General features: G+C 71.4%; 12 protein-coding genes. 6 read left to right on the top strand and 6 right to left on the bottom strand.

Annotated elements, in window-relative coordinates; genetic code table 11:
* The first annotated feature begins 32 nt into the window (after positions 1-32).
* On the top strand, positions 33-1,286 hold the full coding sequence (locus ACGFI7_RS12170) for a DUF4437 domain-containing protein (protein ID WP_393402674.1): 1,254 nt from the start codon (positions 33-35) through the stop codon (positions 1,284-1,286).
* Between the two features lie 76 nt (positions 1,287-1,362).
* Positions 1,363-2,097 carry a hypothetical protein gene (locus tag ACGFI7_RS12165; protein ID WP_393402671.1) on the top strand — a complete coding sequence of 245 codons (735 nt, stop codon included), beginning with the start codon at positions 1,363-1,365 and terminating at the stop codon, positions 2,095-2,097.
* Positions 2,098-2,227: 130 nt separating this feature from the next.
* On the opposite strand, the gene ACGFI7_RS12160 is transcribed toward ACGFI7_RS12165, so the two are convergent.
* The 6 genes from ACGFI7_RS12160 to ACGFI7_RS12135 all read right to left on the bottom strand — a co-directional run bounded on the left by ACGFI7_RS12160 (position 2,228) and on the right by ACGFI7_RS12135 (position 8,596).
* Complete coding sequence (locus ACGFI7_RS12160; protein WP_393402668.1) at positions 2,228-2,962, bottom strand: ABC transporter ATP-binding protein; 735 nt, start codon at positions 2,960-2,962, stop codon at positions 2,228-2,230.
* Complete coding sequence (locus ACGFI7_RS12155) at positions 2,959-4,887, bottom strand: ATP-binding cassette domain-containing protein (RefSeq protein ID WP_393402665.1); 1,929 nt, start codon at positions 4,885-4,887, stop codon at positions 2,959-2,961. Before ACGFI7_RS12155 ends, ACGFI7_RS12160 begins: the two co-directional genes overlap by 4 nt.
* On the bottom strand, positions 4,887-5,756 hold the full coding sequence (locus tag ACGFI7_RS12150) for a branched-chain amino acid ABC transporter permease (RefSeq protein ID WP_393402663.1): 870 nt from the start codon (positions 5,754-5,756) through the stop codon (positions 4,887-4,889). Before ACGFI7_RS12150 ends, ACGFI7_RS12155 begins: the two co-directional genes overlap by 1 nt.
* 137 nt (positions 5,757-5,893) lie before the next feature.
* Complete coding sequence (locus ACGFI7_RS12145; RefSeq protein ID WP_393402660.1) at positions 5,894-7,327, bottom strand: dihydroorotase family protein; 1,434 nt, start codon at positions 7,325-7,327, stop codon at positions 5,894-5,896.
* A 30-nt stretch (positions 7,328-7,357) separates the two neighbouring features.
* Positions 7,358-8,188: an IclR family transcriptional regulator gene (locus ACGFI7_RS12140; protein WP_393402658.1), complete on the bottom strand. Its 831-nt coding sequence runs from the start codon at positions 8,186-8,188 to the stop codon at positions 7,358-7,360.
* 30 nt (positions 8,189-8,218) lie between these two features.
* Entirely contained in the window at positions 8,219-8,596 is a 378-nt protein-coding gene (locus ACGFI7_RS12135) for a hypothetical protein (protein WP_393402656.1), read from the bottom strand.
* 250 nt (positions 8,597-8,846) lie between these two features.
* On the opposite strand from ACGFI7_RS12135, the gene ACGFI7_RS12130 reads away from it, so the two are divergent.
* From ACGFI7_RS12130 to ACGFI7_RS12115, 4 genes are read left to right on the top strand one after another with little or no spacing between them, the layout of a single operon-like run.
* Complete coding sequence (locus ACGFI7_RS12130) at positions 8,847-10,022, top strand: CaiB/BaiF CoA transferase family protein (RefSeq protein WP_393403912.1); 1,176 nt, start codon at positions 8,847-8,849, stop codon at positions 10,020-10,022.
* Positions 10,022-10,846: a cyclase family protein gene (locus ACGFI7_RS12125; RefSeq protein ID WP_393402653.1), complete on the top strand. Its 825-nt coding sequence runs from the start codon at positions 10,022-10,024 to the stop codon at positions 10,844-10,846. The genes ACGFI7_RS12130 and ACGFI7_RS12125 overlap by 1 nt, the downstream gene beginning before the upstream one ends.
* Positions 10,843-12,258, top strand: a complete 1,416-nt coding sequence (locus ACGFI7_RS12120; protein WP_393402651.1) for an MmgE/PrpD family protein — start codon at positions 10,843-10,845, stop codon at positions 12,256-12,258. Before ACGFI7_RS12125 ends, ACGFI7_RS12120 begins: the two co-directional genes overlap by 4 nt.
* Positions 12,255-13,727 (top strand): MFS transporter, encoded by a 1,473-nt coding sequence (locus ACGFI7_RS12115; protein ID WP_393402648.1) that lies wholly within the window; start codon positions 12,255-12,257, stop codon positions 13,725-13,727. Before ACGFI7_RS12120 ends, ACGFI7_RS12115 begins: the two co-directional genes overlap by 4 nt.
* The last annotated feature ends 147 nt before the right edge of the window (positions 13,728-13,874 follow it).

Genomic DNA, 13,874 nt, shown 5'->3' with positions numbered 1-13,874 from the left:
GCTGACAGGTCGGTGGGTGGAAGGACAACCTGGTGCGTCCCCATGTCGAGCTGATCCAAGAAGATGACTACGTCTGGCACGGCGCCGAGCTGGTAGGCGGCGAAGGACGGGCGAGCGAGCGCCGCCTGTCCGTCGACGAGGAGGACGGCTCCTCGTCGCTGCGGGTCGACTTCCACACCGACTGGGGGCGCGGGCCCGGCATCCACCACGCCAACACCGAGTACTACGTGCTCGAAGGCTCGATGACGTACGGCGGCCGCCAGATCGGCAAGGGCGGCTACGTGTACGCCCCCAAGGGCGTGCCGGCCGACGCGATCACGTTCGCCGAGGGCACCCGCATCCTGCACTACCGCGAGTACGGTGACGCCGGCTTCGACGCGGTCGACTCGCTCGCCGCCCCGCGCTGGGCGGACGCCCGCGAGGACGTCATCGTCATCGACAGCGAGGCCATGCAGTGGGACGCGGTGCCGAACCCCGGCCCGATGCCCGGCCTGTTCATCAAGTATCTGCACGTCGACCCGGTGACCGGCTTCTACACCCGCCTGGTGCACGCGCAGGAGGGCTGGGCCGACCACCGCCTGGCCCACCACCCGTGCTACGAGGAGGCGTACACCACCCAGGGCCACATGGAGTACAACTTCGGCACCCTGGACCTCGGCACCTACTTCTTCCGCCCGGCGCGGGTCAAGCACGGCCACTTCACCTCGATGGAGGGCGGCGCGACCTGGCTGCTCCGCTCCGACGGCGAGCTGTTCAACTGGTACACCCAGAACGAGTGGGTGCGCTGGGGCGGCGAGGCCATCAACTACGGGCCGAACGGCGGCGCCATGCGCTGGTCGCAGTCCTCCCACGAGCTCGGCGGCGTCTCCCGGCGCAGCGAGAAGGACATGGAGATGCTCCTGGCGTCGCTCGACTACGCGCGCAGCCAGGGCGCCGATGAGGGCGACTACGTGGAGCACGGCCTCGGCACCGACGCCAGCATGGTCGCCATCGCCAAGGCCCTCGACATCGCCCGCCTGCAGGGCGGCCACGGTGACGACCACGGCCACAGCCACGACCACGGCCACGACCACGGGGACCACGACCACAGCCACGACGTCCCGGCCGCCGACTGGGGCGCCGAGCCGTCCGCGCTGGAGCACCCCGACCAGCGCACCGACGAGCACGCGCACAACTGGGGCGCGGGCCGCGTCTGGAAGCAGGGCGACCCCATCCCCGCGCCGATCCTCTCCAGCCTGCCCGTGCGCAGCCGCTCCCGCGGCCGCTGGGACGGCGACGGCATGTAGGCGTCCCGACATCTCATGAACCACCGTGGCCGGGTCCCCAGGGGCCCGGCCACACCACATTTACGGAGTCCCATCGATGATTCTCGCCGCGCCGATCGAGCCGGTGCACGGGCTCAACGCCTACAGCCTGGCGATCTTCCTGCACATCGTCCTGTTCGTCTACTGGCTGGGCAGCGACATCGGCGTCTTCTACTCCAGCCGCTTCATCCTCCAGTCCGACCTGCCCACCCCGGCCCGCTCGGTCGCCGCCAAGATCATGCATGTGGTCGACATGGCGCCGCGCATCTGCCTGGTGCTGTTCCTGCCGAGCGGCGTGTCGCTGATGGCGCTCGGCCCGTTCTCCGGTGACTACTTCCCCTGGTGGTTCGTCGCCCTCGTGTGGGTGGCCGCGCTGTGCTGGCTCGCGCTGGTCATCTACGACTACACGCGCGGCGCCACCGCGCTCGGCCGGATCGTGCAGCGGCTCGACCTCATCGTCCGGTACGGCCTGGTGGCCGTGATGGTCGGCATCGGCGCGTACATGATGGTCGTGCCGGAGCCGTTCGGCGTGCAGACGAACCCCAAGTGGCTGGGCGCCAAGCTGGCCGCCTACGGGCTGTGCATCCTGTGCGGGGTGATGATCCGCTGGCGGCTCAAGCCGTTCGGGCCGGCGTTCGGCAAGCTGGTGACCGAGGGGTCGACGCCCGAGGTCGAGTCGGGCATCCGCACCTCCGTGCAGTCGTGCCTGCCGTACGTCTACGCCATCTGGGCCCTGGTGCTGCTGGCCGCCTTCCTCGGCGTCGTCAAGCCCGGCACCACCGCCTTCGGCTGACCCGCCCGGCTCACTCCTACGGCCCCCTTCCCCGCTCGGGAAGGGGGCCGTCGCACGTCCCGGGGAGAAACGCGAACGTCCGGCACGGGCCCGTGAAGGCTCGTGCCGGACGTCTCGTACCGGGGTGTGGTCAGGCGCTCTCGCGGAGCTGGCCGAGGTAGGCGGCCTGGACGCGGGGGTCGTCGCGGAGCTCGGCCGCGCTGCCCTCCAGGCCCACCCTGCCGTGGTCGAGCACGTAGCCGCGGTCGGCGAGCCGGAGCGCGGTGCTGGCCTGCTGCTCGACGAGCAGGATGGTGAGCCCGCGCTCCTCGTGCAGCCGCTTCAGGTAGCCGAACAGCTCGATGACCTTCAGCGGCGCCAGCCCGAGCGACGGCTCGTCGAGCATGAGCAGGCGCGGGTCGCCCATCAGGGCGCGGGCGACGGCCAGCATCTGCGCCTCGCCGCCCGAGAGCGTGCCGGCGAGCTGGTCCCTGCGCTCGGCGAGCCGGGGGAACAGCTCCAGCATCTCCTCCCGGCGCCGCTCGGTCTCGGCGCGCTTGCGCCGCACCGGGAAGGCGCCCAGGGTGAGGTTCTCCATCACGGTGTGCTCGGGGAAGATCTGCCGGCCCTCGGGCACGTGGCCGAGTCCGATGGCGGGCCGCTTCCAGCCGGGCACCTTGGCCAGGTCCTGGCCGGCGAAGCGGATCGTCCCCGCCACGGGCTTGAGCAGCCCGGAGACGCACTTCATGGTGGTGGTCTTGCCCGACCCGTTGGGCCCGAGCAGGACGACGAACTCGCCCTCGTCGACGTGCAGGTCGAGCCCGTCGAGAGCGTGGACGCCACCGTAGGCGGCGCTCAGCCCCGACAGTTCCAGCAGTCTGCTCACGACGCGTCTCCCTCTTGTCCCGTTTCCCCCGCTTCTTCGATGAGGTCCGGCCGGCCGAGGTACGCCTCGAGGACCGCCGCCGAGTTACGCACCCGGTCCGGGTCGCCCCGCTCGATCACCTTGCCGCTCTCCAGCACGGTGATCTCGTCGCAGAGCCTCATCACGAAGTCGACGTTGTGCTCGATCAGCACGACGGCCAGCCCGCGCTCGCGCAGCGCCCGGCAGAGCCTGGCCAGCGCGTCCAGCTCGCTGGTCGTCAGGCCGGTGGCGGGCTCGTCCAGGATGAGCACCTTGGGCCGGCTGGCGACCGCGCGGACGACCTCCAGCAGGCGCTTCTGGCCGTGCGAGAGGGCCGAGGCGAGCCAGTCGGCGCGGGAGGCGAGGCCGGCGAAGGCCAGCAGCTCCAGCGCCTCCTGCCGCTCGACCTTGTCCTGGCGGCGGTAGGACGGCGAGCGGAGCACGGCGCCGACCCAGCTGTAGGACTCGCGCATCCGCATGCCGGTGAGCACGTTGTCGAGCACGCTGACCCGCTCGAACAGGTGCGGGACCTGGAAGACCCGGGTGACCCCGGCCCGCGCCACGCCGTGGGCGGTCGAGGGGGCCTCCTCGCCGAACACCTTCACGGTGCCGGCGTCGATCTTGTGGTAGCGGGTCAGGCAGGACACCAGCGTGGACTTGCCGGACCCGTTGGGCCCGATGATGCCGTGCACGGTGCCGGGCATGACCCGCACGTCCACGCCGTCGAGCGCGTGCACGCCGCCGAAGTGCTTGACGATGCCGGTGCCTTCCAGCGCGGGCACGTCCGGCTGGGCGTCGCTGACCTCGGGCACCACGTCGGGCACCTGTTCGGGCAGTTCCTCGTCCCTGGCGTCGGGCACCCGGTCGCGGCCGAAGCGGGAGTTCTTCCAGGTGCCGACGATGCCGCCGGGGATCAGCATCATGGCGGCCAGCAGCAGCAGGCCGAGGACGAGCGTGGTGTAGCGGGCCTGGTCCTTGATCAGCTCAACGATCAGGGCGATGAACCCGACGCCGATGATCGGCCCGGCCAGGGTGGCGCTGCCGCCGAGGAACAGGCCGACGAAGAAGATGATGCCGTTGTCGAGCAGGCCGACGTCCGGGTTGATGAACCCGAGCTGCAGCGCGTACAGGGCTCCGGACAGACCGGCCATGCCGCCGCAGATGCCGAAGAGCAGGAGCTTGGCCCGGTTCGGCGAGATGCCCATGGCGGAGGCGGTGTCGGAGGACTCGCGCACGGCCATCGAGGCGCGGCCGACGCCGCTGCGCACGAGGTTGCGCTGCACGAGGTAGGCGAGGACGACGAAGCCCAGCACCACGTAGTAGAAGACTTCCTTGGGCATGATCTCGCCGCCGAAGCCCGGCGCGATGCCGCTGATGCCGACGATGCCGCCGGTGACCGGCTCCCATTCGCGGCCGACCTCGACCACGATGAGGTTGGCGGCCAGGGTGATCATGCCGAAGTACAGGTACGTGGCCCGCAGGCTGACCGCGAGCACCATGAGGGCGATCAGGGTGCCGACGGCGGTCGAGGCCACCACGCCCAGCAGCCACGAGCCGCTCGCCTTGACCACGATGTAGCCAGTGGCGTAGCCGCCCGCCAGCTGCAGGCCGCTGTGGAGCATCGACAGCAGCCCGCCGTACCCCATGCACAGGTTCAGGGAGATCGTCAGGATCGCGCTGATGCCGGCCGAGGCGACCAGGCCGTTGTAGTAGGAGGCGTTGTAGCTGTAGTAGTCCGTGATGGACGGCCAGGCCAGCAGCACGCCGACGGCCACGATCGTGAGCGCGGCCAGGGCCACCGAACGCCAGCGGTGGTAGCCCGCGGAGTTGAAGACGGAGCGGCCGCGCTCCGGGGCGCCGCCGGGGCCGGCGTCGGCGCCGGCGGGGGTCGTTTCCACCGTTGCCATCAGTGCGCCTCCATGGGCTTGCCGAAGAGTCCGGATGGGAAGATGACGAGGATCACGGCGAGGGCGGCGAAGACGGCGAAGTTGCCGACGGAGCCGCCGACCAGGCTGCGCACGATGGTGTCGAGCAGGCCGACGATCATGCCACCGATGAGGGCGCCGCGGGGCGAGCCGACGCCGCCGATGACCGCGGCGGTGAAGCCCTTGATGGTGAACACCAGGCCGGCCGCCGGGGCGACGAAGATGACGGGGGCCGCCAGCAGGCCGGCGAGCGCGCTGATGACGGCGGCGATGACGAAGGAGAGGACCACGATGCGCTGCACCGGGATGCCCATGAGCACCGAGGTGTCCGCGCTGTGGGCGGTGGCCCTGATCGCCCTGCCGTAGGCCGAGCGCCGCAGGAACAGGTCGTACAGTCCCATGACCGCCAGGGCCGCCACGATGGTCAGCAGTTCCTGCCACTGGATGGTCATCCCGGCGACCTCGAAGCCGCCGCCGATGATCGGCGATGGCCGGAGCGCGTCGACGTCGAAGTAGCCGAGGTTGAACACCGACTGGAAGATCAGCGCGGCCGCGAGCGTCGCGATGATCCAGGCGTTGCGCGACCCGGACAGTTTGATGGGTAGTGTGATCATGCGTTCCATCAGCACGCCCATGACGCAGGCCAGCACGACGGTCAGGCCGATCGCGGCGGCCCAGCCCAGCTTCTCCAGCGCGACGATCTGGTAAGCCACGGCGGCGCCGAGGATCAGTGCCTCGCCCTGGGCGAAGTTCATGATCCGGGTCGGCTGGAAGACGATCGCCAGGGCGAGTGCTACCAGGGCGTAGATGGAACCGGCGAACAGCCCATCGATGATGGCCTCAGGGCTCATCGGCACCGCTCCTCGGTGGTGTTACGGGGGTTGCCAGATTCGTTCCGGGAACCGAAACGGCGTTTCAACGAAAACTAGGGGTCGCTCAAGACGGCTGTCAATAGTCTGATGTTTGAGCGACCCCCGGTTCGACCAGGTCAGTGACGCGCGTACCGGCCCGTGGGCTCGCCGACGGTCTCACCGTCGCGGAAGCGCACCTGACCGCCCACAGCGGTGACGACGGGCCAGCCCGTGAGCTCGACGCCCTCGAACGGCGTGTGATCCTGGCCCGACAGGCAGACCTCGTTCGTGACGGCCTGCGTCAGCTCGGGGTCCACCACGGTCAGGTCGGCGTCGAAGCCGACCATGAGGCTGCCCTTGCGGCCCCACAGGTTGTAGGCGCGGGCGGGGTTGGCCGAGGCCAGTTCGGCGATCCTGGACAGGGCCAGGCCGCGCTTGCGGTGCCCCTCGGAGAACAGCACCGGGTAGAGCAGGGCGGTGCCGCCGAAGCCGGGGCGGGCCGGCCAGAGCTCGTCGCCCTTCTCGGCCTCCATGCAGCAGGCGTGGTCGGAGGCCACCCAGTCGATCGCGCCCTCGGCGGCGTGCCGCCAGAGCGCCTCGTTGTCGGCCTTGGTGCGGATCGGCGGGTTGACCTTGCCGCCGAGTCCGCCCTTCGCGTCCAGGCTGTCGTGGTCCAGGCACAGGTGGTGCAGGGTGGTCTCGGCGCGCATGTCGCCGCCGAACGAGCGGCGGGCCAGCGCGACCGCGTCCACGGCGTCGGCGCTCGACAGGTGGAGCAGGTTGAGGTTGGTGCCGGTGTGCGAGGCCAGCGTGGTGGCCTCGCCGATGGCGACCCGCTCGGTCAGCGGCGGCCGGCCCTCGTGGTAGGCGCGCAGCGTCTGCGGGTCGCCGTTGGCCCGGACGCGGTCGATGAAGACCCGCATCAGCTCCGACTGCTCGCAGTGCAGCGACACCGAGAGCCGCTTGCCGGGGTTGGCCTGCTGGACCGCGGTGATCTGCTCCATGAGGAGGTAGAGGTGGCCGAGGTCGTACTCGTCGCCCATGGTGAAGGAGCGCGCGTCACGGCTGTTGGCCGCGAGGTCGAAGCCCTTGTAGAACATGTAGTACTTGAACGACGTGACCCCGTGCTCCTCCACCAGCATGGGGATCTCGGCGATCTGGTCCACCGTCATCGGCGCGAGGTGGAAGGCGTAGTCGGTCCAGGTGCGCCCCGCGACCGCGTTCAGCACCTCGGGGAAGATCTCCTTGTACGGTCCCGTACGGTCGAGGTAGTGGGAGCCGGTGCGGAAGTACGACAGCACCGTGGTGGCGCCGCCGACCAGCGAGGAGCGGGTCTCCTCGTAGGCGTCGAGCGCCAGGTCCCGGTAGATGCCGAGGTGGAAGTGCGCATCCACGGCACCCGGGAGCACCACCTTGCCGCGGGCGTCGACCACCTCATCGGCATCGGCGGCCGGGATGTCCTCGGCGAGGGCCGCGACCTTGCCGCCGGAGACGGCCAGGTCGGCGCGGATTTCGCCGTGGTAGGGCAGGACGACGGTGCCACCCTTGACGAGAAGGTCGTATCGAGACATGGAGAGGGCCGACCCGCGGGGCGTCGGCCGTCACCCCCTTTCAGATGCGTTCCAGCCCATCTGGGCGGACAGGCGTTCGGTTGATTCGAGAAGTCTCGCGACGCATTCCTCGACCTCGGTGCGGAAGCGCTCGACGGGCCCGCAGACGCTGACAACGGCCACTGGCCTGCTGTGATGGTCAAGGATAGGCGACGCCACGGATGCCGCTCCCGACATGCGTTCGGAGAAGGACTGCGCATAACCGCTCTCGCGGATCGACGTCAGCTCCCTGCGGAGCTTGCCCTTGTCCACGATGGTGTTGCCGGTCAGCGGTTCCAGCGCGCCCAGCGACAGATAGTTCTCGATCTCCTCCTCGGCGAGGAAGGCGAGAAAGGCTTTGGACGAGGCGCCCGCGTGCAGCGGGTGGGCCACGCCGAGGTTGACGCTCATGATGACCTCGCGGGCCGGGGTCACCTGGTCGACGTAGATGCGGTAGTTGCCGGTGCGGATCGACAGGGTGGCCGTCTCGTCGGTGCGCTGGGAGAGCGTGACGAGCTCCGGCGCGGCGATCCGCCGCACGTCGATGCGGTCGAGGTAGGCCAGGCCGAGCCGCATGGCGCCGACGCCGAGCGAGTAACGCCGGGTCGACTGGTCCAGCTCGATCAGCCCGCGCACCCGCAGGGAGGCCAGGATCCGGTGCACGGCGGCCTTCGACATGCCGAGCGCGTCGGCGATCTCGGTGACGCCGAGCGTGTTCGACGGGGTCTCGGCGAAGTGCATGAGCACGTCGGCGGCCCGCTCGACGGTGGCGATGGCCTGCCCGGAGTTCTCCCGTGCGGGCGTTCTGCCACCGGTCACGGCGCCGGCGTTCTTGGTCGGCATTGGTCCTCCAAGGAAAACAGTCAGAATCGGCTATCTACCTTGGCGTTGAAAGCCGACGCGCGCAGGAAGATCGGTGACAATGCGGGTGTCCAGGAACTCCCACCACTCGTCCTGACTGACCCGCTGGCTTTCCCAGCCGTGGTCGGCCTTGAGGGTGGAAAGCGCCTTGCGGTACTCGCCCCAGGCGGCCTCGTCGTCGAAGGCGGCCCAGTTCTCCAGCGTGTAGACGTCGCCGACGGCGCTGTAGTACCAGCGGACCTCGCGCACCATCGGCAGATCCCGGTAGAACCAGCTCTCCCGGTCCTCCAGCCACTGCCAGAAGCCGTGCATGTCCTGCCGCGCCCGTGAACGCAGTTTCATCCGGTAGACGAGGTAGATCATTGCGGCGAGCTCCAGGTTGGCACTCAAGCGGGCTTGTTCCGCACACAGTAACGCTGTTTCAATATATTGGGAAGCCCCGGCGCTGGACGCTGTGTCCTGCGGCGATCCCCGGCATCGGGGTTTCCGCCGCACCGTGCGGCGACGCGGGCAACCGACTGGCCTGACGACCATCCAGCCATCTGAGGAGGCCGATTCCGTGGAGGCAGAGCAGATCGTCCCGGGGGACCGATCAGCGAACGACGAGCAGCCGACCCCCGTCCCCGGGCCCCTGTCCGGCCTGGTGGTGGTCGACGCGGCCACCCTGTTCGCGGGCCCTCTGGCGGCGACCATCCTGGGCGACTACGGCGCGGACGTCATCAAGGTCGAGCACCCCGACCGGGGCGACCCCTCCCGCACGCACGGCGCGAGCAAGGACGGGATCGGCCTGTGGTGGAAGATGCTGGGCCGCAACAAGCGGACCGTGACCGCCAACCTGGGCAAGCCGGAAGGCGCCGACCTGCTCAAGCGGCTGCTCGCCAAGGCCGACGTACTGATCGAGAACTTCCGGCCCGGCACCCTGGAGCGCTGGGGCCTCGACCCCGACACGCTGCTGGAGCTCAACCCGCGGCTGGTGATCGCCCGGGTGACCGGCTTCGGCCAGTTCGGTCCGTACGCCAAGCGGCCCGGGTTCGGCACTCTCGCCGAGTCGATGAGCGGCTTCGCCGCCGTCACCGGCGAGCCGGACGGCCCGCCCACGCTCCCGCCGTTCGGCCTGGCCGACGGCGTGGCGGCGCTGACCTGCGTCAGCGCCATCACGATGGCGCTGCACCACCGCGACAGCCCCGGCGGCAGCGGCCGCGGCCAGGTGGTCGACCTGGCCATCATCGAGCCCCTGGTGACCCTGCTCGGCCCGCAGCCGCTGGCGTGGGACCAGCTCGGCCGGGTCCAGCCGCGCACCGGCAACCGCTCGGTCAACAACGCGCCGCGCAACACGTACCAGACCAAGGACGGGCGCTGGGTGGCGATCTCCACCTCGGCCAACTCCATCGCCGAACGGGTCATGCACCTCGTCGGCCACCCCGAGGTGATCGACGAGCCGTGGTTCGCCTCCGGGGCCGACCGCGCCGAGCACGCCGACCTGCTCGACACCTACGTGGGCAGCTGGATCGCGGAACGCGACCTGGACGAGGTCGTGCGCGAGTTCGAGGCCGCCCAGGCGGCGGTGGCCCCCATCTACGACATCCGCGACGTGTTCGCGGACCCGCAGTACCAGGCACTCGACACGATCACCACGGTCGACGACGAGGACCTCGGAGCCCTGCGGATGCAGAACGTGCTCTTCCGCCTCTCGGCCACGCCCGGCTCCATCCGCTGGACCGGCCGCGCCAGAGGCGCCGACAACGACGACGTGTGGGGCGGACTCGGCCTGAGCGCCGAGGAACTGGCCGCCCTGCGAGACAAGGGGATCGTGTAATGACCGAGACGACCACGCGGGCGGCGCTCTGGGAGCACCTCGACGGTGCCAGGATCGTCGACCTCGCGCAGCCCATGCGGACCGGCATGCCGCAGTCGCCGAGCCATCCGAGGTTCCGGATGGTCATCGAGCGCCGGCACGGCGACATGGTGCGCGAGGACGGCGGTTCGGCCGCCAACGAGGTGATCCTGACCGGCGGTCACGTGGGCACCCACGTCGACGCGCTCGGCCACGTCTCGCAGGACGGCTACCTGTACGGCGGCGTCGAGGCCGCCGGCGTCCAGTCCCACCAGGGCCTGTCCCAGCTCGGCATCGACGCCTTCCCCCCGTACGTCGGACGCGGCGTGCTGCTCGACGTGGCCGCCCTGCACGGCGTCGACGTGCTCCCTCCCGGCTACGAAGTGACCCGCGCGGACCTCGAGGGCGCGCGGGACCGGGCCGGCGTGGCGATCAACCCCGGCGACGCGGTGCTCATCGGCACCGGCTGGTCGCGAGAGTGGGACAACCCCGGCCGGTTCATCGGCGAAGAGGGCGGCGTGCCCGGCCCGGGACCCGACGCGGCCCGCTGGCTGGTCGAGCAGGGCGTGCGGGTGGCCGGCGGCGAGACCGTCGCCTTCGAGCAGATCCAGGCGGGCCGCGGCCACTCCGTGCTGCCCGTGCACCGCATCCTCCTGGTCGAGTCGGGCGTGAACATCGTGGAGACGATGCGGCTCACCGAGCTGCGGGAGCTGGGCGTGGCCGAGTTCCTGCTCGTGCTCAACCCGCTGCCCGTCGTCGGCGCCACCGGCGCCCCGGTCCGGCCGCTCGCGGTGCTGGCGTCATGACGATCGTCTCCGCCCTCTCCGAGTTCGCCGCGTCCGCCCGTGACGGGCTGCCCGAGCCCGTCATGACCGACGTCACGGGCCGGGTGCTCGACACGTTCGGCAACTGCCTGGCCGCCCAGGAGCTGACCGGCCCGCAGGAGCCGCACGAGGCCGTGCGGCGGCTGGCCGGTCGCTGGGGAGGGGCCGGCGAGTGCTCGGTGCTCGGCCACGCGCTCGCGCTGCCCGCCCCCTCGGCCGCCCTGGTCAACGGCACGCTCGCGCACGCGCTCGACTTCGACGACACCCACCTGCCGTCGGTGCTGCACCCGTCCGCCTCCGTCGTGCCCGCCGCGCTGGCGGTCGCCGAGTCGGTACGGGCGAGCGGCGCCGCGCTGTGCCAGGCCATCGCCGTCGGCGACGAGATCACCAACCGGCTCGGCATGGCCTCCTACCTGCCCGAGCTGCGCAACTCGGTGTTCTTCGAGAAGGGCTGGCACGCCACCTCCATCTGCGGCACCGTCGGCGCGGCCGCCGCCTCGGCCCTGCTCATGGGGCTGGACGCGGACGGCATCGCCGACGCCATGGGCATCGCCGCCAGCATGGGCGCCGGGGTCATCGAGGCCAACCGCACCGGCGGCACCGTCAAGCGCATCCACTGCGGCTGGGCGGCGCACTCCGGCGTGGTGGCCGCCGCCATGGCGGCCGAGGGCGTGACCGGGCCGCCGACGGTGTTCGAAGGACGCTTCGGCTTCTTCCAGGCGTTCCTCGACGGGCGCTACGACGCCTCGGTGATCACCGCCGGGCTCGGCGAGGACTGGGAGCTGCTGCGCACCGTCTACAAGCCGTACCCGTCCAACCACTTCACCCACCCCGGCATCGACGCCGCCCTGGCGCTGCGCGCCGAAGGGCTGCGGCCGGAGGACGTGGAGGAGATCGAGCTGGGGGTCGCCGCGGCCCCGCTGCGCACGATCGGGGAGCCGTACGAGGAGAAGGTGCGTCCGCGCACCCCATACCACGCGAAGTTCTCCGGCCCCTACACCGTGGCCAGCGCGCTGGTCGGCGGCGGCGGGCTGGGCCTGCACCTGGACGACTTCACCGAGGCCGCGTTCCGCGACGAGCGGCGGCTGGCGCTGGCCGCGCGGGTGCGGGTGGTGGCGGACGAGCAGTGCTCGGAGGAGTTCCCGCGGGCGTTCTCGGCCGTGCTGCGGGTGCGCACGCGCGCCGGGCGGCGGCTGGAGCACCGCGTGCACAGCTCGCGCGGCGGGCCCGAGCACCCGCTCAGCATCGACGAGCTGGAGGAGAAGTACGCGCTCAACGCCGCGCGCGTGCTGGGGCCCGAGGCGGTCGCGACGCTCGCCAAGGAGGTCCGCGGGCTCGCCGTCCGCGACGACGTCACCGGCCTGCTCGCGCCCGCCCTGATCGCGGCGGGATGAACGGCCCCGTGGGCGGCACGGCGGGAGACGCCGAGAACGACCCGGCGGAGAACCCCCGGAGCACCCCGCCGGGGAGCTCCGGGGGCGACCCGGCGGACCGTTCCGCGAGCGGGCCGCGGCCGGTGGTGGCCGCGGCGACCTGCGCCGTCGGGCTCGGGCTCGCGATGTTCGACAACACCGCCGTCATCGTGGCGCTCCCGTCCCTGGGCGACTCGCTCGGCTCGTCGGTCTCCGGACTGCAGTGGGTGGCGGCGACGACCTCGCTCGCCGCCGCCGCGGTGCTGCCGTTCTCCGGCGCCCTGGGCGACCGCTTCGGCACCCGGCGGGCGGTGCGGATCGGGCTGGCCGTGTTCGCGCTGGCGGTCCTGGCGGCCTCCGTCGCCCCGTCGCTGCCACTGCTGCTGGCAGCCCGGGTCTTCCAGGGCGCGGGCATCGCGCTCATGCTGCCCAACGGCGCCGCGCTGCTCCAGGCGAACGTGAGCGACGCGGCCAGGAGCCGGACGTTCGGCACCTGGATCAGCGTGTCGTCGATCGGGCTGATCGCCGGGCCGCTCGCCGGCGGCTGGCTGGTGAGCGAACTGGGCTGGCGGTCGATCTTCCTGGTGCCGGTGCCGTTCGCGCTGCTCGGCATGCTGGGCACGCTGCGCCTGGCCGAACGGCGCGACGAGCGGCAGGCCGGACGGCTCGACCTGGCGGGCAGCGCCGTCGCGGGCACCGGCCTGGCGCTGCTGTGCTGGTCGCTCATCGAGTTCGGCCGCTCCGACGGCGACACCGGGTGGGCGACGGGCTGCCTGGTGGCGGCCGTGCTGGTGTTCGCGGCGCTGGTGCCGGTGGAGCGCCGGGCGGCGTCGCCGGCGATCGACCTGTCGCTGCTGCGCAACCGCACCTACGTGGCGATCATGGTGAGCGTCATGCTCTACAACGCCACCACGACCGGCGGCGCCTTCCTGGTGTCGCTGCTGCTGCAGGACGTGCGCGGGTTCGGGGCGGTGGAGACAGGGCTGATCATCCTGGTGGCGACCATCGGCATGCCGTTCGGCGGCCAGCTCACCGGGCGGCTGGCGCAGGGCGGGTCGCTGCGGCGGCTCATGGCGGGCGCCATCACCGTGCTGGCGCTGGCGTACGTGCTGGTGTCGGCCCTGGCCCTGGGGCCGCTGGCCTGGATCGCGGTGCCGCTGCTGCTCACCGGCTTCGCCTCGGGCGTCCTCTACAGCGGTGACACGCTGGCGGTGCTGGGCACCGTGGACCCCGGCAAGACGGCCTCCGGGCTGGCCTCGCTGTCGCTGGTGCGTCAGGTGGGCGCGGTGCTGGGGATCGCGGTGCTGGGCTCCCTGTCGGCGCTGGCCGAACGGGTCCACCTGGTGGACCTGGGCCTGCGCGCGGGGCTCCTGGTGGCCGGCCTGTCGGTGATACCCGGCGTCCTGCTCCTCCTCCGCCACCTCCCCCGCCCATCCCCCAAATCCCCTTAGGACCCCGTACGGGCGGGCGTGGGCGATACAGGGGCTGGGGCTCCCATACCCGCACGGGCCGGTGTGGTGCCCGGGGCGGGGTCCTCGAAAGGCGCGCACCCGTACGGCGGCTTCCGGTAGGAGTCGCCGTACGGGTGGGTGGGTCAG

This window comes from Nonomuraea sp. NPDC048826, from assembly GCF_043198225.1.
Classification (GTDB): domain Bacteria; phylum Actinomycetota; class Actinomycetes; order Streptosporangiales; family Streptosporangiaceae; genus Nonomuraea.
The sequence above is the reverse complement of the archived record's forward strand: the minus strand, read 5'-3'. Positions and strand labels throughout refer to the sequence as shown.

Bases quoted from the DNA above. Each gene is read 5' to 3' on its own strand.
- ACGFI7_RS12165 (WP_393402671.1), top strand. From the start codon at position 1,363: ATGATTCTCGCCGCGCCGATCGAGCCGGTGCACGGGCTCAACGCCTAC.
- ACGFI7_RS12155 (WP_393402665.1), bottom strand. From the start codon at position 4,887: ATGGCAACGGTGGAAACGACCCCCGCCGGCGCCGACGCCGGCCCCGGC.
- ACGFI7_RS12150 (WP_393402663.1), bottom strand. From the start codon at position 5,756: ATGAGCCCTGAGGCCATCATCGATGGGCTGTTCGCCGGTTCCATCTAC.
- ACGFI7_RS12145 (WP_393402660.1), bottom strand. From the start codon at position 7,327: ATGTCTCGATACGACCTTCTCGTCAAGGGTGGCACCGTCGTCCTGCCC.
- ACGFI7_RS12140 (WP_393402658.1), bottom strand. From the start codon at position 8,188: ATGCCGACCAAGAACGCCGGCGCCGTGACCGGTGGCAGAACGCCCGCA.
- ACGFI7_RS12125 (WP_393402653.1), top strand. From the start codon at position 10,022: ATGACCGAGACGACCACGCGGGCGGCGCTCTGGGAGCACCTCGACGGT.
- ACGFI7_RS12120 (WP_393402651.1), top strand. From the start codon at position 10,843: ATGACGATCGTCTCCGCCCTCTCCGAGTTCGCCGCGTCCGCCCGTGAC.
- ACGFI7_RS12115 (WP_393402648.1), top strand. From the start codon at position 12,255: ATGAACGGCCCCGTGGGCGGCACGGCGGGAGACGCCGAGAACGACCCG.